The 21019-nt window shown below is 33.3% G+C and carries 18 protein-coding genes; 6 read left to right on the top strand and 12 right to left on the bottom strand.

The features are described from left to right. Positions 1-173 precede the first annotated feature (173 nt). The 5 genes from QWY90_RS11565 to dapF all read right to left on the bottom strand — a co-directional run bounded on the left by QWY90_RS11565 (position 174) and on the right by dapF (position 4154). Positions 174-809, bottom strand: coding sequence for a peptidoglycan-binding protein LysM (locus QWY90_RS11565; protein WP_290286080.1), 636 nt, complete (start codon positions 807-809; stop codon positions 174-176). Between the two features lie 86 nt (positions 810-895). Beyond that, complete coding sequence (locus tag QWY90_RS11570; RefSeq protein ID WP_290286081.1) at positions 896-1813, bottom strand: DUF2279 domain-containing protein; 918 nt, start codon at positions 1811-1813, stop codon at positions 896-898. A gap of 2 nt (positions 1814-1815) precedes the next feature. Further along, on the bottom strand, positions 1816-2844 hold the full coding sequence (gene mltG, locus QWY90_RS11575) for an endolytic transglycosylase MltG (RefSeq protein ID WP_290286082.1): 1029 nt from the start codon (positions 2842-2844) through the stop codon (positions 1816-1818). 6 nt (positions 2845-2850) lie between these two features. Further along, positions 2851-3378 carry a GNAT family N-acetyltransferase gene (locus QWY90_RS11580; protein WP_290286084.1) on the bottom strand — a complete coding sequence of 176 codons (528 nt, stop codon included), beginning with the start codon at positions 3376-3378 and terminating at the stop codon, positions 2851-2853. Further along, on the bottom strand, positions 3372-4154 hold the full coding sequence (gene dapF / locus QWY90_RS11585) for a diaminopimelate epimerase (protein ID WP_290286085.1): 783 nt from the start codon (positions 4152-4154) through the stop codon (positions 3372-3374). The genes QWY90_RS11580 and dapF overlap by 7 nt, the downstream gene beginning before the upstream one ends. A gap of 132 nt (positions 4155-4286) precedes the next feature. Between dapF and QWY90_RS11590 the strand changes: the two genes are divergently transcribed. The 3 genes from QWY90_RS11590 to QWY90_RS11600 all read left to right on the top strand — a co-directional run bounded on the left by QWY90_RS11590 (position 4287) and on the right by QWY90_RS11600 (position 7814). Beyond that, complete coding sequence (locus tag QWY90_RS11590; RefSeq protein ID WP_290286086.1) at positions 4287-5675, top strand: trypsin-like peptidase domain-containing protein; 1389 nt, start codon at positions 4287-4289, stop codon at positions 5673-5675. Between the two features lie 155 nt (positions 5676-5830). Beyond that, positions 5831-7279, top strand: coding sequence for a glyceraldehyde-3-phosphate dehydrogenase (locus tag QWY90_RS11595; protein ID WP_290286087.1), 1449 nt, complete (start codon positions 5831-5833; stop codon positions 7277-7279). 160 nt (positions 7280-7439) lie between these two features. Further along, complete coding sequence (locus tag QWY90_RS11600) at positions 7440-7814, top strand: hypothetical protein (RefSeq protein WP_290286089.1); 375 nt, start codon at positions 7440-7442, stop codon at positions 7812-7814. A gap of 52 nt (positions 7815-7866) precedes the next feature. On the opposite strand, the gene QWY90_RS11605 is transcribed toward QWY90_RS11600, so the two are convergent. The 3 genes from QWY90_RS11605 to QWY90_RS11615 all read right to left on the bottom strand — a co-directional run bounded on the left by QWY90_RS11605 (position 7867) and on the right by QWY90_RS11615 (position 12533). Continuing rightward, complete coding sequence (locus QWY90_RS11605; protein ID WP_290286090.1) at positions 7867-10131, bottom strand: aconitate hydratase; 2265 nt, start codon at positions 10129-10131, stop codon at positions 7867-7869. 166 nt (positions 10132-10297) lie between these two features. After that, positions 10298-11407: an acyltransferase family protein gene (locus tag QWY90_RS11610; RefSeq protein WP_290286091.1), complete on the bottom strand. Its 1110-nt coding sequence runs from the start codon at positions 11405-11407 to the stop codon at positions 10298-10300. Then, on the bottom strand, positions 11397-12533 hold the full coding sequence (locus QWY90_RS11615) for an acyltransferase family protein (protein ID WP_290286092.1): 1137 nt from the start codon (positions 12531-12533) through the stop codon (positions 11397-11399). The genes QWY90_RS11610 and QWY90_RS11615 overlap by 11 nt, the downstream gene beginning before the upstream one ends. 21 nt (positions 12534-12554) lie before the next feature. On the opposite strand from QWY90_RS11615, the gene QWY90_RS11620 reads away from it, so the two are divergent. Next, entirely contained in the window at positions 12555-13682 is a 1128-nt protein-coding gene (locus QWY90_RS11620; RefSeq protein ID WP_290286093.1) for a hypothetical protein, read from the top strand. Between the two features lies 1 nt (position 13683). On the opposite strand, the gene QWY90_RS11625 is transcribed toward QWY90_RS11620, so the two are convergent. The 4 genes from QWY90_RS11625 to QWY90_RS11640 are packed head-to-tail and all read right to left on the bottom strand — an operon-like array spanning position 13684 to position 18898. Continuing rightward, a complete protein-coding gene (locus QWY90_RS11625; RefSeq protein WP_290286094.1) occupies positions 13684-14637 on the bottom strand; it encodes an AAA family ATPase in 954 nt (317 codons plus the stop codon). A gap of 57 nt (positions 14638-14694) precedes the next feature. Then, the gene (locus tag QWY90_RS11630) at positions 14695-16101 is read right to left on the bottom strand and encodes a peptidylprolyl isomerase (protein ID WP_290286096.1); all 1407 of its coding nucleotides are present in this window, start codon (positions 16099-16101) and stop codon (positions 14695-14697) included. After that, positions 16085-16933, bottom strand: coding sequence for a hypothetical protein (locus QWY90_RS11635; protein ID WP_290286098.1), 849 nt, complete (start codon positions 16931-16933; stop codon positions 16085-16087). The genes QWY90_RS11630 and QWY90_RS11635 overlap by 17 nt, the downstream gene beginning before the upstream one ends. A 3-nt stretch (positions 16934-16936) precedes the next feature. After that, positions 16937-18898, bottom strand: coding sequence for a peptidylprolyl isomerase (locus QWY90_RS11640; protein ID WP_290286099.1), 1962 nt, complete (start codon positions 18896-18898; stop codon positions 16937-16939). Between the two features lie 229 nt (positions 18899-19127). On the opposite strand from QWY90_RS11640, the gene QWY90_RS11645 reads away from it, so the two are divergent. Then, positions 19128-20717: a peptide chain release factor 3 gene (locus QWY90_RS11645; protein WP_290286100.1), complete on the top strand. Its 1590-nt coding sequence runs from the start codon at positions 19128-19130 to the stop codon at positions 20715-20717. 75 nt (positions 20718-20792) lie between these two features. Next, a complete protein-coding gene (locus QWY90_RS11650; RefSeq protein WP_290286101.1) occupies positions 20793-21002 on the top strand; it encodes a hypothetical protein in 210 nt (69 codons plus the stop codon). The last annotated feature ends 17 nt before the right edge of the window (positions 21003-21019 follow it).

Raw genomic sequence — 21019 nt, forward strand, 5'->3', positions numbered from 1 at the left:
TAGTTTTTTCCATCATATATTTCATATATTTTTTTCTAAACAAATTATTTTGTTTCAGATTTGTAACAATTTTTTTGTAACAATATAGTTTGTTACAGATTTTTTGTTACAAGTTTTTTTTGCAAAAAAAAGCCCATCATAACTGACGAGCTTATGTAATTCTCTAGGGTTGTTTATTTAACTTGAGCGTTTTTGATTGCTCTAATTCCACTGGTTTCAAATCCGCCAAAATCTTTCATATACGTTTTAACTGAAGTTCCGTAATCGTCTTTACATTTTTTCTCTCCATTAGAATTCAAAAATCGTTTTACTGATCCTGAACCTCCTAAATGAGCTGCTGCTAAAATCCCTGATTCGGTTATTTTAACACCGTCGACTATTTTACCTTCGTAATAATTTATATAGTCCTTCAACTCATACTTGTTCTTAGATAGTAAGGCTATGAATGCTTTTTCTTGAAGTCTAGGATTATTCATAAATCCTGTGCTGTCATTTATACCAATAGATTTTAAAGTTTCTATTCCAAATTGATATTTCCCCATATAACCTAAAGAATTAATTTTACCATATTTGCCTTGCGACTCTTTATGGGCGACTGCTTCTTTAAAGCCAATAAAATATTTCCCCGTAAAAGGAATTTTCAATTTAAAATAATCAATGCTGTTTTGAGAAGGAAAAACATAAGACTGTTCTTCATTTTCATCAGCAAACAATATGGTACTGATTTGGGAGTTGTAAGGTTTGAAACCTGAGCTTATGAAAGCTACAGTTAGTAGGATTGTTGTGTAAAAAATTCCTTTTTTTATCATTTAAGGTTATTTCCAAGCGCTGTCACCATCTTGATATTTCCGTGTGCAAATATACAACTAAATATTATAAATTGAATATCAAGTAGTTAAAAATACAAGATGTGGAATTTGGTTCCGCCTGAGCCCTTGATTTCAAACGTTGGAGCTGGAATTTTAATCGAATTGAAAATTGTTAAAACTGTCTTAACAAAATGTGATTTGGTTTCAATTTTTGTCAAATCAACGTCAAGCGAGAGGTAAAACTGACGGTATCTTTTACTTTCCGGAAGAAAAACAGTATTTACCAACTCATCATTACCAGTAATCATTCCTTCTGCTCCATAACCAAAGGCAATATTTAACCATTTTGGAATTTTTGAAGATTTATCAAATGAATAAATATTAGCTGACAACCAATACGTTTGTCCGTTATAATCTTTCAAAATTTGCTCTTGAATGGAACTTCCCAAAACATTTGGTCTTGCAGCTGCGTATGGCGTTGTATGGAAGGAAAATTTAGGGACAATTCGCTGTTCTTTCCAAAGCAATTCCTGCGAAACATATAAAGCCGTTCCTGAAATATTAGCTGCAATATCTCCTAAAGAAGCGCCCCAATTTGCAGAATAACCATCAAAAACCTCAACTGTTGTAAGAAACGCTAAGCCTAAAGTTGAGCCGTAAATCAATTGGTTTTTACGATTTGCGCCCGACCATTTCAATGCATTAGCACCAAAACTACCTAAATGATAGGACGAAAAAACATGCCCTACTTTATCCATTTGAAGCCACTCAGCATTGTCATTAATAAAATGAAAATTAGAATGAGGATAATCGGCATACCAAATTTGATTCAAGCCAATCAATGTTGCTGAACCAATAGCAGCTTCAGAGATAACTAATGTATTGAGTCGCTTTTTGTTTAAAGTATCCGAAGGTTTAAGAAATTTTTCAATGGAATTTTGAGCTACAGCAACTTGGCAACACCAAAACAGAAGCCCTAAAACTATTATTTTAGATACTTTCAAAATTATCTATTTGTCCCTTGTTTGTTCAGCCAATCTGCATATTTCTTTGCATTCACTTGATGTTGTTCGTAAGTAGACGCAAAAACATGATAACCAAATTTTTCAACGCTGGCGCAAAAATAAATATAATCGTGTTTTTCCGCATTCAACACTGCATCTATTGCGTCAACATCCGGCATGGCAATTGGTCCCGGAGGCAAACCAATATTTTTATAAGTGTTATATGGAGAATTGATAAACAAATCGTTATATAAAACACGTTTGATAACTTGGTTAAAATCATTGTCACGCAATTTCAAAGCATAAATCACAGTTGGATCCGCCTGTAAAGGCATACCTTGATTTAATCTATTGAGATAAACGCCGGCAATTGTTGGACGCTCGCTTTTCTTCACAGATTCTTTATGCACAATTGAAGCTACAGTTATCACTTGAACCGGAGTTAAATTTAAAGCAGTAGCTTTTGCTATTCGCTCCTTTGTCCAGAACCGATTGTATTCATCTAACATTTTACTTCTAAATTTTTCTGCCGAAATATTCCAATAGACTTCATAGGTATTTGGCAAAAACATGGCAAAAACATTGTCTTTGGTAAAGCCATTTTTTTGAAGAAAAATAGTATCTCGAAAAGTGGCCAGGAGTTTTGTAATATCCGGTTCGATTTGAGAGCTCAAACGTTCACAAAGATTTTCCAATCGCTCCTGATTGTTGAAAGCCAATTTTACAGGAACATTTCTTCGCATAGCACCAACCAATTGGAAAGCACTCATCCCTTTCTTTAGCAAAAATCGCCCGGCATTTATATTATCCGGATAGGAACGACGTTTGGCAATAAACTCAAAATCGCTCATATTTTTTACCAGTGGTGAAAGTAATTTTTCAACGTCCTGATAAGTTGAACCTGTTGGAACCTCAACATATAATTCTTCTTTGTCAAAATTTGTATCCGAAGAGAAAAACTTAATGTAAACAATCGCTACAAAAACAAGGAATACAATTCCTAAAACTTTGATAATTTTATTTCTATTCAAAACCATTTATTTTTTAATTAATTGAAAAACAGCTTCGTCATGAAAAGCATTATTAGTAAAATTCCAGTCCTTCTTAACACCTGTTTTTTCAAATCCAAATGTAGTAAAAAGTGATTCACTTGCTTTATTTTCTGTTCCGATATTTGCATACAATTGGTGTAATTGCAATTGTTCAAAAGCGTAATTAATCACCAACCCCAATGCTTCTTTTCCGAAACCATTATTTCTATCGACTTCATTTTGGATGATTATTCCAATTCCGGCTCGACGGTTTTTAGCATCAAAATCAAATAAATCAATTAATCCAACAGCTTCCGAATTTCCTTTTTTACAAATAACCAATCGCAATTGCTTGGCTTCATATATATCCTGATGTGCGTTTTCTAAATATTGTCGAATAAGGAATTTGCTGTATGGAGTAATCGTGTTGCTAACTTCCCAAATATTTTCATCGTTTTCTATAGCATAAACAAACCCTAAATCTTCAGGTTCGAGTGCTCGTAGATGAATATTTTTTCCTTTTAATGTTACCATTCTATTTCCCCTTCAAAAACAAAAGTTGCCGGGCCTTTCAGAAAAACGTTGGTGTAAATACCTCCAACTTTTTCAAATGAAACTTCCAATTTTCCTCCTTCCACATTTAAATAAATATGGCTCAAACTGGTTTCTCCAATTGCGTGCATGGCAATAGCTGCAGCAGTAGCACCTGTACCACAAGAGAAAGTTTCATCTTCCACGCCGCGCTCATACGTTCGTAACCTAAAATGATTGTCCAAGAGTTGCTGAACAAAATTCACATTACTTCCTGCTTTCCCATATAAATCGGAATATCGAATTTTGGCACCAATTCCTTTTACATCATAATTATTCAAATCATCAACCATCATCACGTGATGCGGTGAACCGGTATTCAGAAAAACATAATCGGATTCGATTTTTACTTCATCAACATCTTTCATTCCTAAAGAGATAATTCCGTCTTCAAAAACAAATGCCTTATGCAAACCATCTGTTGCTAAAAAAGTAGCTTGGTCACTAATAAGATTTAGTCTTTTGGCGAAAGCCACAATACATCTACCACCATTGCCACACATCGAACTTTGATTCCCATCAGAATTGTAATAAACCATTTTGAAATCAGTCTCATTGTCATTTTCTAATAAAATAAGACCATCTGCGCCAATTCCGAAACGTCGGTCGCACAGTTTTTCGATGCGTTTGACATCCGTTTTTGGAAAATTGTTTTGACGATTATCAATAAAGATAAAGTCATTTCCAGTTCCTTCGTATTTGTAAAAAGTGAATTTCATCGAGAGAATTATAGTCACAAATATAGCAATTATTAAGATTAACTTAAAAATTGTTAAACGAGCGTTAAACTGATATTTTGAACAAGAGAAATTTCTAATTTTACGTTCAAATAATTTAAAATGTTAATGATTATGAAACGATTATCAAGCTTATTTTTGGTTTCTTTATTGAGTGGTGCAACCACACTTGGCGCTTACAAATTATTTATTGAAGGGAAAAGCAATCGTGATTCGATTGTAACTACAGCGCCAAACAATTATGGCAGAACTGTTGGTTTATCAGCCGAAGGTGTCGATTTTACTGCAGCTGCTGAGAATACTGTTCACACTGTTGTTCACGTTAAAAATGTATCGGTAAGAACCGTTTATAATCCGATGATGCAATGGTTTTATGGAACTAATGGCGGACAACAACAAGAACAAGTTGGAACAGGTTCGGGCGTTATTATTTCTGAAGATGGTTATATTGTGACCAATAATCACGTGATAAAAGATGCAACAGAACTTGAAGTTACATTAAACAACAACAAATCATACAAGGCAAAACTTATTGGAACCGATTCAAAAATGGATATTGCTTTGTTAAAAATCAATGCAGACGAAAAATTACCATATTCTACTTTTGCCGATTCAGATCAAGTGAAAGTTGGCGAATGGGTTTTAGCAGTAGGAAATCCATATAATTTGACATCAACAGTTACAGCCGGAATTGTTTCAGCGAAAGCCAGAAATTTAGAAGACAAAGGAATTCAATCTTTTATACAAACAGATGCTGCTGTAAATCCAGGGAACTCAGGTGGCGCATTGGTTAATACTCGCGGAGAATTAATTGGTATAAATACGATGATTTCCTCTCCAACAGGAAGCTATGCTGGTTATTCATTCGCTATTCCATCAAACATTACCCGAAAAATCATTGAAGACATCATGGAGTTTGGTAATGTTCAACGTGGAATTCTTGGTGTTGAAGGCGGCGAATTGAACAGTAAAGCTTCCAAAGAATTAGGTATTAATGACACAGAAGGTTTCTATATTAATAAAGTAACTAAAAATTCTGGTGCTGAAAAAGCAGGATTGCAAAAAGGCGATATCATCAAAAAATTAGACAGTCAAAATATTGATACTTATGCTGAACTTTCTGGTTACATAAGTACCAAAAGACCAAATGACAAAGTGCAGGTAACATTCATCCGCGAAGGAGAAACTAAAACTGTTCCGGTTACTTTAATCAAAAACGATATCGTTACTACCGAATTTAAAGGATTAGAATTAGAGAATATTGAAGTTGCTGATAAAAAGAAATTCAGAATAGATTATGGTGTTCGCATTAAAGAAATTAATAATGACAATCTGAAACCTTATTATGATCAATTAAAAGGCGGCATTATTCTTTCGGTAGATAATGTAAAAGCAACCGATGTTGAAACCATTTCTAAAGTTTTAAATAAAAAAGATGAAAATCAAAATGTAAGCATTCAAATGCTTAACAAAATTGGGCAAGTAATTCAAGTAATTTTATAAGGTTAAAAGGTTAATATTCAGTAAAACCAGTTCAAATTTTGGACTGGTTTTTTTGTTTTATAAAAAAGTTACGAAATCGTTTTCGTGAAAGATTTCTATTTTATACTTTTGCGCCAAAATTATTTTTTGCACACAACTAAATACTTATTTATTTTATGGACAGTAACAAATTTTATGAGAAGGAGTTATCATTTCAGGCAGACAGACGAAAGGCTGCGGTTGAATTAATCAAGATTATCAGCGATTTGTGGTATGATAAATCAATCGAGTTGGTACTTTTCAGAAACCAACTGATTGACAGAAATGTTAGCGACATCATCAACTTTCACGAATATGCCGGTGAGTTTGTTCAAAAACCAATCAATATTTTTGATTCGGTAGAAATTGCACGCTCAATTCAAAACTTAGATTTACCGCCATCTCGTATTGATATTGGAAAATTAACTTACGAATACCATCTCGAAGATAATAAATACCATGACAGTCGCGCTTTCGTTATTGACAAATTAAGAAATGCAAAAGATTTTCATGATTTAAAACCAAAAGATGTTGTCTTGTATGGTTTTGGTAGAATTGGTCGTTTGTTGGCCCGTGAAATGATGAGTAAAATGGGTAAAGGACAGCAACTTCGTCTTCGTGCCATTGTGACTCGTGACAGAAATGATGCTACTTCTTTAGAAAAAAGAGCCTCATTGTTGCGTTATGATTCAGTTCATGGAGATTTTCAAGGTTCAGTACAAGCTGATGCCGATAACAATGCATTAATCATCAACGGAACGACAGTTCATGTTATAACGGCTAATTCTCCTGAAGAAATTGATTATACAAAATACGGAATCGATGATGCTTTGTTAATTGATAATACGGGTGCCTTTACAACTGAAGAGCAATTGAAACGTCATTTAACTTCAAAAGGAATTGAAAAAGTATTATTAACTGCGCCAGGAAAAGGTGTTCCAAATATTGTTTACGGAGTAAATCACAACGATTATAATCCTGATGATGTTGCCATTTTTTCTGCAGCATCTTGTACAACCAATGCTATTACGCCTGTTTTAAAAGTGGTTGAAGATACACTTGGCGTTGTAAAAGGTCACATTGAAACCATTCACGCATATACCAATGACCAAAACTTGGTGGACAATATGCACAAAAAATACCGTCGTGGTCGTGCTGCTGCTTTGAATATGGTAATTACCGAAACTGGTGCTGGAACTGCTGTTGCCAAAGCATTACCAAGTTTAGCCGGAAAATTAACTTCGAATGCTATTCGTGTTCCTGTGCCAAATGGCTCTTTGGTGGTTATGAATTTGGAAGTTAGCAGAGAAACTTCTATTGAAGAAGTAAATTCTATTATGAAAAAATATGCTCTTGAAGGGGAACTTGTAGAACAAATAAGATATTCGCTGAACAACGAATTAGTTTCTTCAGATATTGTTGGAACTGCTCAGCCCTCTATTTATGATAGCAATGCAACAATCGTTTCGGGTGACGGAAAAAATATTGTGTTATATGTTTGGTATGATAATGAATATGGATACAGTCATCAGGTAATTCGTTTGGCAAAATATATTGCAAAAGTTAGACGTTATACTTATTATTAACAGAATAAGATTATTAATTCATTAGGGTAAAATCCGTTTGATCTGTTTAAAGTCAAACGGATTTTTGATGTTATCAACATTTTTTTGTTAATAAATGCGTTTTATATTAAATTAATTATTACTTTTCGCCTCTAATTTGACCCCGCCAAATCTATTATTTATGAAAAAAATCTTTTTTAGTTTACTGGTTATGAGTTGTTTTGCTTTCAATGATGGAGATACAAAAATGCAAACATACAGTTATGGTCACAACGGAATGGAGTTTGTAGCCCGTGAAGGCAAGGGAATGATTATCGTTAGCACATACAATTCTAAAATGACTATTCGTCAGGATATTGCTTATAAAATTTATCAATTATATGCAAATGATAGATTAACATCTGGGCCAAAAACAACCATCTGTGGTGATGAAGCTGATGTAACCGGAAAGTGCATTATCAGAAAAAAAGATAATCTTATCTCTCTAGACTTTTATTATGAATTGGTTGAATGGAAATCAGGACTAAAAGAAATGTATAAAAAGAAAACTAAATAAAAAAAATGCTCAACAAATGTTGAGCATTTTTTTTATAAATTAATCCAATCAATTAAGCTTTCCCAGCAGCAATCAAGTTCAAAGCAGATCCAGCTACATACCAACCTATTTGGCTAGCATTGTAGGTGTGATTTGCCAAAATAACATCTCTTGAACCATCAGCATGAACAAACTCTAAGGATAACGGTTTACCTGGAGCAAATTCTGTTAAGTCTAAGAAATTGATTGTATCGTTCTCCTGAATTTTATCATAATCAGCTTCGTTAGCAAAAGTTAATGCTAACATTCCTTGTTTTTTCAAGTTGGTTTCGTGAATACGGGCAAATGATTTTACCAAAACAGCTTTAACACCTAAAAATCTTGGTTCCATGGCAGCATGCTCTCTTGAAGAACCTTCACCATAATTTTGGTCGCCAACAACTATTGAAGGAACACCAGCAGCTTTGTATGCTCTTGCCACACTAGGAACCGGACCATATTCTCCTGTTAATTGGTTTTTAACTTTGTTAGCTTCTTGATTATAAGCATTCACTGCGCCAATCAACATATTATTGGAAATATTGTCTAAATGTCCACGAAAACGCAACCATGGTCCAGCCATTGAGATGTGATCTGTCGTACATTTTCCAAAAGCTTTGATTAACAATTTGGCTCCAGTAATGTTTTTTCCATCCCAAGCATCAAATGGCGCTAACAGCTGTAATCTATCTGAAGTTTCACTCACCAAAATTTGAACATTAGAACCATCGGCTGCCGGAGCTTGAAAACCTGCATCCACTACATCAAATCCTCTTTTTGGCAACTCATCACCGTATGGTGGATTCAGTTTTACCTCTTCCCCTTTATCGTTTAATAAAGTATCCGTAATTGGATTAAAACTTAAATCACCAGCAATAGCTAAAGCAGCAACCATTTCTGGTGAAGTTACAAAAGCATGTGTATTTGGATTTCCATCGGCACGTTTAGAGAAATTTCTATTGAACGAATGTACGATGGTATTTTTTTCTTGTTTATCAGCACCAGCTCTGTCCCATTGTCCAATACATGGGCCACAGGCATTAGTAAAAACTTTAGTCCCCATTTTTTCGAAAGTGGCAATGATTCCATCTCTTTCGATAGTGTACCTGATTTGCTCTGAACCCGGATTGATTCCAAATTCTGCCTTTGGTGTAATTCCATGAGCAACCGCTTGTTCCACAATTGAAGCAGCGCGAGCCATATCTTCATATGATGAATTTGTACACGAACCAATTAATCCCCATTCAATTTTTAATGGCCAACCGTTAGCAGCAGCTTCCGCTTTCATTTTGGAAACTGGAGTTCCTCTGTCTGGTGTAAATGGCCCGTTGATATGTGGTTCTAATTCTGATAAATTGATTTCAATAACTTGGTCAAAATACTGCTCCGGATTGGCATAAACCTCATCATCTCCTGTTAAATATTTTGCCACTTTATCGGCAGCATCAACGATATCTTGTCGGTCGGTCGCAGCTAAATATCGTCTCATTGAATCGTCGTAGCCAAAAGTAGAAGTTGTTGCTCCAATCTCGGCACCCATATTACAGATGGTTCCTTTTCCGGTGCAAGACATATTTATAGCGCCTTCTCCAAAATATTCTACAATAGCTCCAGTTCCTCCTTTTACAGTAAGAATATCAGCCACTTTCAGAATTACATCTTTAGGCGCTGTCCAACCGTTAAGTTTTCCAGTCAATTTTACTCCTATTAATTTTGGAAATTTTAATTCCCATGACATACCAGACATAACGTCTACAGCATCTGCTCCACCAACACCAATAGCTAACATTCCTAATCCACCGGCATTTACTGTGTGTGAATCGGTGCCAATCATCATTCCGCCAGGAAACGCGTAATTTTCTAAAACGATTTGGTGAATAATTCCAGAGCCCGGTTTCCAAAAACCAATTCCGTATTTATTAGATACTGAAGAAAGAAAATCGAATACCTCTTTTGATTGTGAATTGGCAACGGCTAAATCGGTTGTAGCACCAACTTTGGCCTGGATTAAGTGGTCACAATGAACCGTAGTTGGAACAGCAACTGTCTTTTTTCCGGCATGCATAAATTGCAATAATGCCATTTGAGCAGTTGCATCCTGACAAGCTACTCTATCGGGAGCAAAATCAACATAATCCTTTCCACGAGTAAAAGCTTGTGTTGGATTTCCTTCCCATAAATGTGAATATAAAATCTTTTCTGAAAGTGTCAATGGTCGTCCAACTATTTGCCGAGCTTTATCAACTCTTTCAGCCATAGTAGCATACACTTTTTTAATCATTTCAATATCAAAAGCCATAGTATTTTGGGTTTATTTGTTTGCTGTGCAAATTTACGAAAACGTTGTACTTTTATAAAAGTTTTTAATAAAATATATTGGTTTGATTCGCTATTTTACGAAATGATAGTTTTTGGTATTGCTTTTTTACAAATAGTTTAAATAAAGCTTTATAAAATGACTATTCTTAATTTTTATCCCTCAAATCCATTATGGGTTTTTCATAAAAACTATAGAAAATATAACTAACTATCACTGTAGTTGTCAAATACAATGCAGTAATAAAATGAAGATGCAATAGAGTAGTATTCTTTTTGTCAAAAAACAACATAAATAACTGCAACAAAACGCTGTAATGAAGCAGATAAATAGAGTAAGATATTTTGCTAATAAAGACAACCGGGAGTTTTATGAATGCTGTTGTTATTTCTAACTGAGAAAAGAAAGGAACAAAAAAAGCTACAGAAAGTGATGTTAAAGGTAGATAAACAACATTCCACACAAATGGATGATTTCCTGGTAAAATTTGTAAAAAACCCATTCCAAAATACATGAAAAGCATAAAAAAACTTCCAACCATTGCTAATATAAATTTAAATTTTATAAAAAAATTGGCATAATTAATACTAATCCATGCGGTTAGAACACCAGTTAAAATTGCATCCAGTCTATAAATCATAACTGCTTTCAGAGAAACATTCCACTCGTCTATTGTTGTAGTTTGATGATTTGATTGATAAACAATTTTAAAAAAAATAAATACTGCAATTAGAAACAAGGTAATTATCAAAAAGAATCTATTCTTGTTTTTTGGTTTGAAAAAAAATGAAAATAACAAAAGTGAAAATGGTAAAAGAAAATAAGCCCATTCTTCAACAGACAAGCTCCATGATTCTGGAAAAAAAGTGGACATTTTGGAAAAACCGTTATGTAGAAATATAAAATACAAACCCAAATTTGGCATTGAATAACTTAAACTCATCGTAATTACAATATTGATGAGTAACACCAAATAGTAATTGGGTAATGTCCTAAACCACCTTCTTTTAAGAAATCCAAAAACACTTGAGATCGTAAAATCATCTTTCATGTAAATTTTATAAAGAATCCTCCCAATCAAAAAACCACTCAACACAAAGAAAAATTCAACGCCTAAAAATCCAAAAAGGGCAAATAACTGTCGAATTAATCCATCCTCCGGAACATAAATCCAAAGAATGTGCGAACACAAAACCATACAAATTGCCATGGCACGCATTAAATCTAATCCAAAAACTCTTTGTGCTTTATCTGCCATTCAGCTTAAACGTTTTAGTTCTGTACTCATTGATTGGTTTTTCAAAATAAGTATATAAAAGATAACTCGAGCTAACAGTAATTAGCAAATACAAGATAGTAAATAAATTTAACTGCCAAATACTAAAATTAGTCGTGTCGATTAAATATTTCAGAAGGAAAAGAATACAACTGTAATGCAGTAAATAAACCGAATACGATATTCTACATACAAATGAAATTAGATTTCCAATAGCTTCTGAAGGTCTCTCCAAATGCAATAAAAATGGGAAAAACATACATATTGCCAATGAAACTAATGGCAAACATAAAATATTCCAAAACCAGGAGGCATTTGTCAATCTAAATTTAAAGACAACTACGCAAAGTAAAAGCATCAGGAATAACAAAATCCCAACACTTAAAAACAATGTTCTTTTTGACAATACAAATTCTTTGTAATTCTGATAAAAACAACCAAATAACACGCCAATCAAAACCGAATCAATCCTGTAAATTACTACTGAGCGAACGTTAAAACTCCAAAGTCTTAAATCTAAATTAGTAGAAAATATATCGTAATTTATTTTTAGAAAAAAGAGTAAAATCATGAATCCAACTGTTACACTTAGAAACACAATTTTTTTGGAAGCTTTGATAAATAAATTTGAAAAAATAAGCAATAAAAAAACAAGAAAAATATAGCCTATTTCTTTAACAGGCAAACTCCACGATTCTGGAAAAAAAGATGAAACCGGAGAAGCAAAATTTTGAAGTAGCAGAAAATATTTCCAAATTCCGGAAATTGAAAACCCAAATGATATAAAAATAACAGTATTGATTAAAATGACCAGATAATACGTTGGTAAAAGCCGTAACAATCTTCTGTAAACAAAAATTGATGCCTCTTTCAAAGTATAGCTCCCGCTTAAAAACTGCTTATAAAGTATTCCACCAATCAAAAAACCACTTAATACGATGAATAATTCAATACCTAAAAAACCACTTATGTCTTGCAATTTACCCAGAATTCCATTTGAATTGTATATCCACGAAGTATGAGAAAACAGAATCATGCTTACAGCGAGTACTCTCAGCAAATCCAATCCAAAAAACCTTTTTGCATTTAATTGTTTTGTATTATTCATAAAAATGTAAATTTGACATCGATGAGAAAACCAAAGATATATAAAATTTTAGGAGTAATAATTTTACTAACTATTCTTGGTGGCGGAATTTGGTATTGGCAATTACCTAACCGTCACAAAGCGATTGTGAAGTCGTATTTGTTTGAAAAATTAGGTATCGTAAATCCAAATTGGAAAGTCGAAAACAAATCAGAAACCTATAAAATGATTTCGCCTGAATTTTATATCGATGGGATTTATAAGTCGATGGAAGGCCCAAAAGCGTCTAATTATGTGCAACTTTCTCAAGATTCGACTTTGCTTTGGCTAACTGGCTTTCATGTAAAAGCAATTGACAATAAATCATTACAAGCCATTTCAAAGGATTTTATTTGTCATACCAATATTGATTTTAATGACGTTAAATACTATAGTTCATTGCATTTAGAAAAGCGAATTGGCAAGCATTATCCGCGATTGACATCGCTTTCTCATGGTATGGAAAATTTCAGTTTTCCTGCTGGTTATGGTGTTCCGATGAATGGAAATGAGTTTCTGTATGTTACGACACAATCTTTAAATCACAATCTTCCTGATGCTAACTTTTGGATGCGCCATGAAGTGGACATTAACTATTCACGAGAGAAAAACATGAAACCATTGATGAGCCGAACTGCTTTTATCATGCTTCCGTTTGACAAATCTGACCCTTATAAATCACCTTTAGATCCAGGCACTAATCAATGCATCCCGGTTGAAACCAAAAACCATACTTATGATGATGGACATGGTAATAAATTTTCAGGGCATTGGGTAATTCCTATTGGAAAAAACACTTACAGAAGTGAGGTAAACAGTCAATTGGAAATTCAGGATAGTTTGCGTTTGCATGCTGCGGCTATTCATGTTCATCCGTTTGCTACTCAAATATCATTATTTGACAAAACAACAAACAAAGCTATTTTTAACAGCAAAATTGTAAATCACAAAGGAAAAATTGGCTTAACCAGCATTGACCCTTTTTCTTCTGTAGAAGGTATTTGGCTGTACAAGAATCATAAGTATGAAATTGTACTCGATGTTGACAACACCAGTAAAGTAAGCCAAGACATGATGGGAAGTATGTTTTTGTTCTTTTACGATAAGGAATTGGATGATTTACTAAAATGAATTAAAGTAATTTGTCTATAATCATCTCTTCTGTAATTCCTTCAGCATCTGCTTTGTAATTTTTGATAATTCTGTGACGAAGAATTCCGGTGGCTACAGCTTTTACGTCTTCAATATCTGGTGAAAATTTTCCGTTGAAAGCAGCGTTGGCTTTAGCAGCCAAAATTAAATTCTGTGAGGCTCTTGGACCTGCTCCCCAATCTAAATAATTTTTAATATAATCATTAGACAACGGATTGTTTGGGCGTGTTTTGCTTACCAAAGTGACCGCATATTCTATCACATTATCTGTCACTGGAATTCTTCGAATTAACTGTTGAAAATCTATAATTTCCTGTGCTTGAAACAATGGATTAATTACTGGTTTTGCATCAGATGTCGTGCTTTTTACTACATCAACTTCTTCAGAAAACGAAGGATAATCCAGCTTTATTGCAAACATAAAACGGTCTAATTGCGCTTCCGGTAAAGGATACGTTCCTTCTTGCTCAATTGGGTTTTGCGTTGCTAAAACAAAATAAGGTAAATCTAATTTATAATTCTGCCCTGCAATAGTTACCGAACGTTCCTGCATAGCTTCTAACAAAGCAGCTTGGGTTTTTGGTGGTGTTCTGTTAATCTCGTCGGCCAAAATAATATTGGCAAAAATTGGTCCTTTAATAAACTTAAAATGACGGCTTTCATCCAAAATTTCACTTCCCAAAATATCCGAAGGCATTAAATCAGGAGTAAACTGTATTCTTTTAAAATCTAATCCTAAGGCTTGCGAAATCGTATTCACCATCAAGGTTTTAGCCAAACCCGGAACACCAACTAAAAGTGCGTGTCCACCCGAAAATATGCTGAGTAAAATTTGATCAATCACATCGTCTTGACCTACAATTATCTTAGCAATCTCTTTTTTAAGTTCAATTCTTTTCTGAACTAAATTTTGAATGGCGGCAACGTCTGACATCTTTATTTAGAATTTAATGATTAAGGAATAAGGATTTCAATAAGCTAACTTTATATATTATTTTTTTAACCAATTGTTAGTGAAAGTACAATCTTTATACTCACCGTTAATTTTTATGTAAGTTTCTTTAATTTTTTCATCCGTCCATTTTGCAATGGCTTTGATTTGTTTTTCCTTTAGTGCCAAATCTTTAATTTTTACATAATCTCGGGCATAATCCGCAGTATGCTGATCAATTCTATCCGTTACTGTTATGATTTTGTATTTTTTACCACTTCTTGGATCATCATCTAAAATTGGAGCTGTGATTGCTTTGTCTTTTAAATTAGAAACTTCGCTGTACAAACTTGGATCCATTTTTGTTAATTCAAAGTGCGTATCTTGTGTTTTTGGGTTAATCAAAACACCACCATTGGCGCGAGTTTCTTTTTCATCTGACATTGTTCTTGCAGCTTCGGCAAAAGTAATTTCTCCATCTTGGATTTTCTTTTTTATTAAAAGAATTTTTTCTTTGGCATCTTTTAGTGATTGGTCAGATACTTTTGGCATCATAAGTATATGTCGTAATTCAACTTCTTGACCTTTGATTTTTTCGACCATAATAATGTGATAGCCATATTCTGTCTCAAACGGTTCCGAGATTTCGCCTTCACCTAATGAAAAAGCTACATCTTTAAATTCTTTTACGAATTGGGTTTTTCTATTGATTTTATAGAAACCACCACTAGAGGCTGAACCTCTATCATCAGAATAAATTACGGCTCTTGTCTTGAAACTTGCGCCAGCCAAAACTTCTGCTTTAAGTTCTTTTAATCTGGTGATTACTCTTTGCTTTTCTTCTTCAGATATTTTTGGAGCCACTACAATTTGTGCAACTTCCATTTCGGCTCCAAAAACAGGTAAATCACTTGCTGGAATAGCTTTAAAGAAATTACGTGTTTCTTCCGGAGTAATTTCGACACCATCAATTATTTTTCTCTGCATTTCGGCACCTAATTTATTGGTCTTAATAATATCAAATAATTCGGTTCTGAATTCGTCTTCGCTACTTTTCTTGAAATATTGAATAACTTTATCCATTGAGCCCAATTGCTCAACCATATAATTTACCTGCTCATTTAGTTTTTCTTTGATTTCTTCCTCTTTAACAATGATACTATCTTGAACCGCCTGATGTGCATACAATTTGTCTTCCAATAATTTACCCAACATCTGACAACGTGTAATATCTTTTATAGAATTTCCTTGGCTTGATAATTCCAAATAAGATTTATCAATATCCGAATCAAGTATAATATAATCACCAACTGTTGCAATAACACCATCAATTTTTTGCTTTTTGAAAGAAGTCACTACAGTCTTCGTTTTGACCGAGTCTTTAATAATTTCTTGTGCATTGGCAAAACAAACCGTGCTAAGAATTGCAATAATTGCTATAGCAAGTTTGTTATTTGTATATTTCATAATCATTGTTTTTAATGGCGTCATTAGTAATGTCTTTTTCAAATTTTTTAATCAATTCCAATTTTCTTTTGTTCAGCAGAACTTCCTTTAAAATTGGTTTACTATACTCAAATGGACTGATTTGATTTTTATCAATCACATTGGTTATTTTTACAAGATAAACATCATTTTTATCCGTTTTTTCTATTCTCTTTCCTGAAACTATAAATTCATCTCTGTTGTCTGGTGTGATAAAAGGCAGTTTAGAATATACCTGACTCATATCTACCCAAACACTATCATTCATGGCAAAACTCTTGCATTGTAAAGCATAGGTTTCCCAAAACTTTTTATCCTTTTTGGAATAATCAAAGAACTTGCTTTTTATGGTCCCAAACCGCGGATTGTTTTTTGAAAGATTGATATAACGCAATCTTACTAATGTTCCGTTGGTTTTGAAATTCTCTTTATTTTCTTCGTAATATTTTTTTAATTCTTCCTGATTTACAACGGTATCAACTGTTCTTTTTACTACTTCTTCAATGTAAGCTCTGGTGTATAAATCAATTTTATACTGTTTAATTAATGTGTTATATTCTTTTTTTTTAGCATCACTAAGATTTATCTCAGCTGCTTCAATGAGTAACTTTTGACTTGCCCAACGATCAATAAAATCTCGGACTAAAAGCAAACTGTCTTCTTTTGAAGTTCCAACCGGAACTAAAGTTGCGATATCACTTTTGAATAAATAATTTTTTCCTACTCTGGCAATTGATTGAGATTTTTGTTGCGGTTTGAAATAATTACAGGAACAAACCAATAAAAAAACCAATAAAAAACTATTTCTAATCATGTATTATTTAAGCTCTTTTTTTACACTTTCAAAAACATCCGAATTAATTTTTACTGTAAATTCTTGTTTCAAATCATCAACCCATCGTTGCTCTAAATATTGCTGATAATCATTAACTATTTTCCCTTTACATTCATCAAGCGTTTTTACAGCTTCGGGTAATATTTTATCAACTTTAGTAACAAAATAATATTCGCCCTCTTTGAAGACATCTGATACACCAAGATTGAATTTCATTGTTTTTGGCAAGGCATCATTTCCTTCTTCAAAAACACCACTATTAGTCATCACATTGATTACATTATTGACATTTAATTTGTCTTTAATAGCTTCTGGTTTTTCATTTTTCTTCAACAATGTCTGTGCTTTTTTAATCATATCTTGATTGGTAGATGAAGTTATTGTCACATCAACTCTTTTCTTCCACATATGTTCCATTTTATGTTCATCATAAAACTTTTTTAAGCCAAGAGTATCTGTTTTGGCACGATCCCAAATTTCCTTTTCCATCAAGTCAAAAAGCAATAATCCGTCACGATATTCATCCATCACATTTGCAAATTCAGGAAATTCTGTTTCTAAATTTTCATCGTAATAGGCAGTCAACTGTTCGTCCAAAAATTTATCATACAAAGTGTCAACTAATTTTGACAATGGCTTTACTTTTATACCTGCTTTTTGTTGTTTATCTATAAAATCCAAAAATGCTTTTCCATCTATTTTCTTAGCATTAATGGTTAATAAAGTGGCTGTGTACTCTTTGGCATTTTCCGGAAGCGACCACTTTGACTCATAGAAATCGTTGGTTACCAATTTTGATATCAGACCATACTGTTTAGCATCTCTTTTATAAGTGTATTTTTTTCTGAGTTTTTCGTTTAATGAAGCTGTAATTTTTTTAGATCTATCATCTTTTCCGATTTTAGTCTCTAATTCACTTTTCATTTCGTCTATAGATTTTACCGGATGTTTTTCTATCAATTTAACAATGTGCCAACCGAAATCAGATTGAAATGGTTTTGAAATATCTCCAGCTTTTTCAAGTGAAAATGCCGTATTTTCAAACTCTTCAGAACTTAATTGTCCGGACCCAAATCTGTTAAGAACTCCACCTTTAGAGGAGGAGGATTTGTCTTCAGAAAATTGCTTAGCTAAATCCTCAAACTTTTCTCCTTGCTGTACTTTTTTATAAATTTCGTTGATGGTCTTTTCAGCATTCTTTTCGGTTTCTTCAGCTTTTGGATTTAAAATCATAATATGAGCCACCGTAATTTCTCCACGATTGGCTCTTATATCATTGATTTTTAAAATATGATATCCAAAACGAGTTCTGATTATTTTGGAGACTTTCCCCTTTTGAGTAGTATATGCCGCATTTTCAAATGGGTAAACCATTCTGAAAGCGGTGAAATAACCTAAATCACCTTTGTTTTCTTTGGCTGATGGATCTTCAGAAAATTGAACCGCTAAGTTTTCAAAATCTTCTCCGGCTAAAGCTTTTTTGCTAATATCTTCTATTTTTTTATAAGCTTTTAGTGTGTCTTCCGGCGAAGCATTTTCCTCAACTAAAATAAGTATGTGAGAAGCTCTAATTTCCTTTTGAAGTCGATTATATCCTTCGGCTACAAGTTCTTCGGTGATTTTTGTATCGTTAAAATAGTTTTTGGCTAATTGGGTTCTGTATGATTTTAACTCATTTTGATATTGTGGACCATTTTGCAAACCAAGTTTGTTTGCTTTGTTTACTTTTAATTTATAGCCAACAAAAAGCTGTAAATATTGGTTCAAATCTTTTTGAGAATCATCTTTGACCAAATCTAAATTTTTCTTATAAATCCTTGAGAATTCATCCGTATAATAAGGTTTGTTGTTAATGGTAAACAAAACTTCTTTTGTATTACTTTGTGCATTACTTGCAAATGATAGTAAAAAAAACAACCCGAAAAAAAACTGCTTAAAATTCATTCTATTATAAATTTCGTTTAAATTATGTAATTATTTATGCAACAAAATCACTTTGGGAAAGTAGCGTAACAAGCAACAAAAATAACAATTCAAACACATTATACAACTATCATGACTACTATTAACAAAATTTTATTAACACGAAAAAACTATTGAAAGATTTGAAATGGTATGCATGCAGAAATAATCGGTAAATAATAGTATTTTTGCAACCAATTTATCAAAAATCATGAGTTTTTTAAAAGAGATACATCGTCGCAGAACCTTTGGAATTATTTCGCATCCCGATGCCGGAAAAACTACACTAACAGAAAAACTACTATTGTTTGGTGGTGCTATTCAAGAAGCTGGTGCAGTAAAAAACAATAAAATCAAAAAAGGAGCAACTTCCGATTTTATGGAAATTGAGCGCCAAAGGGGAATCTCGGTATCAACATCTGTTTTGGCATTTAATTATCAAGGAAAAAAAATAAACATTCTTGACACACCCGGACACAAGGATTTTGCCGAAGATACCTTTAGAACATTAACGGCTGTCGATAGCGTAATTGTAGTAATTGACGTTGCCAAAGGGGTTGAAGAACAAACCGAAAAATTAGTTGCCGTTTGTAGAATGCGTCACATTCCGATTATCGTTTTTATTAATAAATTGGACAGAGAAGGAAAAGATGCTTTTGATTTAATGGATGAAGTAGAGCAAAAATTGGGTTTAAGTGTTACACCTTTGAGTTTTCCAATCGGAATGGGGTATGATTTTCAGGGTATTTATAATATTTGGGAACAAAACATTAACCTTTTTAGTGGTGATAGTCGTAAAAACATTGAAGACACTATCGCCTTTTCAGATATAGAAAGCCCAGAATTAGAAAAAATTATTGGCGAAAAACCAGCAAACAAACTAAGAGAAGAGTTAGAATTAATTTCAGAAGTGTACCCACCTTTTGATCGAGAGCAATACCTAGCCGGAAACTTACAACCTGTATTTTTTGGTTCGGCCTTGAATAACTTTGGCGTTAGAGAATTGCTAGATTGTTTTGTTGACATAGCACCACCTCCAAAACCAAAAGAGTCGGAAACTCGTTTGGTAAAACCGGAAGAACAAAAAATGGCAGGTTTTGTATTCAAAATACATGCTAATATGGACCCAAAACACCGAGATAGATTGGCTTTCGTAAAAATAGTTTCAGGAACTTTTGAACGAAACAAACCTTACATGCACGTGAGGCTGAACAAGAATTTAAAATTCTCTAGTCCTAATGCGTTTTTTGCAGAGAAAAAAGAAATTGTCGACATCTCTTATCCCGGAGATATTGTAGGTTTACATGATACCGGTAATTTTAAAATTGGTGATACATTGACCGAAGGCGAAGTAATGAGTTTCAAGGGAATTCCGAGTTTTTCACCAGAGCATTTTAGATACATTAATAATGCTGACCCGTTAAAAGCAAAACAGTTAGATAAAGGAATTGATCAATTAATGGACGAAGGTGTTGCCCAATTATTTACTTTAGAAATGAACGGCCGTAAAATTATCGGAACCGTTGGTGCACTACAATATGAAGTAATACAATACCGTTTAGAACATGAATATGGTGCTAAATGCAGTTATGAAAATTTCCCTGTTCACAAAGCGTGTTGGGTAAAACCTAACGATCCAAAAAGTGAAGAATTTAAAGAATTCAAAAGGATTAAACAAAAATTCTTAGCTCACGATAAATACGGTCAATTAGTTTTTCTAGCCGATTCCGAATTTACTATACAAATGACACAAAGTAAATTCCCTAATGTAAAATTATTTTTTACTTCCGAATTTGAATAAAAAACATAAAATGGCAATAAAATTTTTAAAGTTTAAAAATGATTGCTATCTTTACCGCCTGAATACTTTATTGTTATGAAAAAACTTTTGAAATTTTATATACTCGCCGTTGTTTTATTTTCAGATTTTGTTGCTTTTGCTCAGCCAGGTGACGAAGATACTGGCGGTGGCCTTGAAGGAGGCGACCCTCAGCCAGCTCCAATCAACAGTAAAATGATTTTATTAGCAATTGCCGGAGTATTTTTTGTAATTTATACTTTCAGAAAAAACAGAAGAACAGTATAATAAATACTATTAAAAAA

This window comes from Flavobacterium paronense (genome assembly GCF_030409795.1).
In the GTDB taxonomy this organism is placed as follows: domain Bacteria; phylum Bacteroidota; class Bacteroidia; order Flavobacteriales; family Flavobacteriaceae; genus Flavobacterium; species Flavobacterium paronense.

Coding starts and splice junctions, on each gene's coding strand:
- QWY90_RS11565 (WP_290286080.1), bottom strand. CDS start 809: ATGATAAAAAAAGGAATTTTTTACACAACAATCCTACTAACTGTAGCT.
- QWY90_RS11580 (WP_290286084.1), bottom strand. CDS start 3,378: ATGGTAACATTAAAAGGAAAAAATATTCATCTACGAGCACTCGAACCT.
- dapF (WP_290286085.1), bottom strand. CDS start 4,154: ATGAAATTCACTTTTTACAAATACGAAGGAACTGGAAATGACTTTATC.
- QWY90_RS11590 (WP_290286086.1), top strand. CDS start 4,287: ATGAAACGATTATCAAGCTTATTTTTGGTTTCTTTATTGAGTGGTGCA.
- QWY90_RS11595 (WP_290286087.1), top strand. CDS start 5,831: ATGGACAGTAACAAATTTTATGAGAAGGAGTTATCATTTCAGGCAGAC.
- QWY90_RS11600 (WP_290286089.1), top strand. CDS start 7,440: ATGAAAAAAATCTTTTTTAGTTTACTGGTTATGAGTTGTTTTGCTTTC.
- QWY90_RS11605 (WP_290286090.1), bottom strand. CDS start 10,131: ATGGCTTTTGATATTGAAATGATTAAAAAAGTGTATGCTACTATGGCT.
- QWY90_RS11610 (WP_290286091.1), bottom strand. CDS start 11,407: ATGGCAGATAAAGCACAAAGAGTTTTTGGATTAGATTTAATGCGTGCC.
- QWY90_RS11615 (WP_290286092.1), bottom strand. CDS start 12,533: ATGAATAATACAAAACAATTAAATGCAAAAAGGTTTTTTGGATTGGAT.
- QWY90_RS11620 (WP_290286093.1), top strand. CDS start 12,555: ATGAGAAAACCAAAGATATATAAAATTTTAGGAGTAATAATTTTACTA.
- QWY90_RS11625 (WP_290286094.1), bottom strand. CDS start 14,637: ATGTCAGACGTTGCCGCCATTCAAAATTTAGTTCAGAAAAGAATTGAA.
- QWY90_RS11630 (WP_290286096.1), bottom strand. CDS start 16,101: ATGAAATATACAAATAACAAACTTGCTATAGCAATTATTGCAATTCTT.
- QWY90_RS11635 (WP_290286098.1), bottom strand. CDS start 16,933: ATGATTAGAAATAGTTTTTTATTGGTTTTTTTATTGGTTTGTTCCTGT.
- QWY90_RS11640 (WP_290286099.1), bottom strand. CDS start 18,898: ATGAATTTTAAGCAGTTTTTTTTCGGGTTGTTTTTTTTACTATCATTT.
- QWY90_RS11645 (WP_290286100.1), top strand. CDS start 19,128: ATGAGTTTTTTAAAAGAGATACATCGTCGCAGAACCTTTGGAATTATT.
- QWY90_RS11650 (WP_290286101.1), top strand. CDS start 20,793: ATGAAAAAACTTTTGAAATTTTATATACTCGCCGTTGTTTTATTTTCA.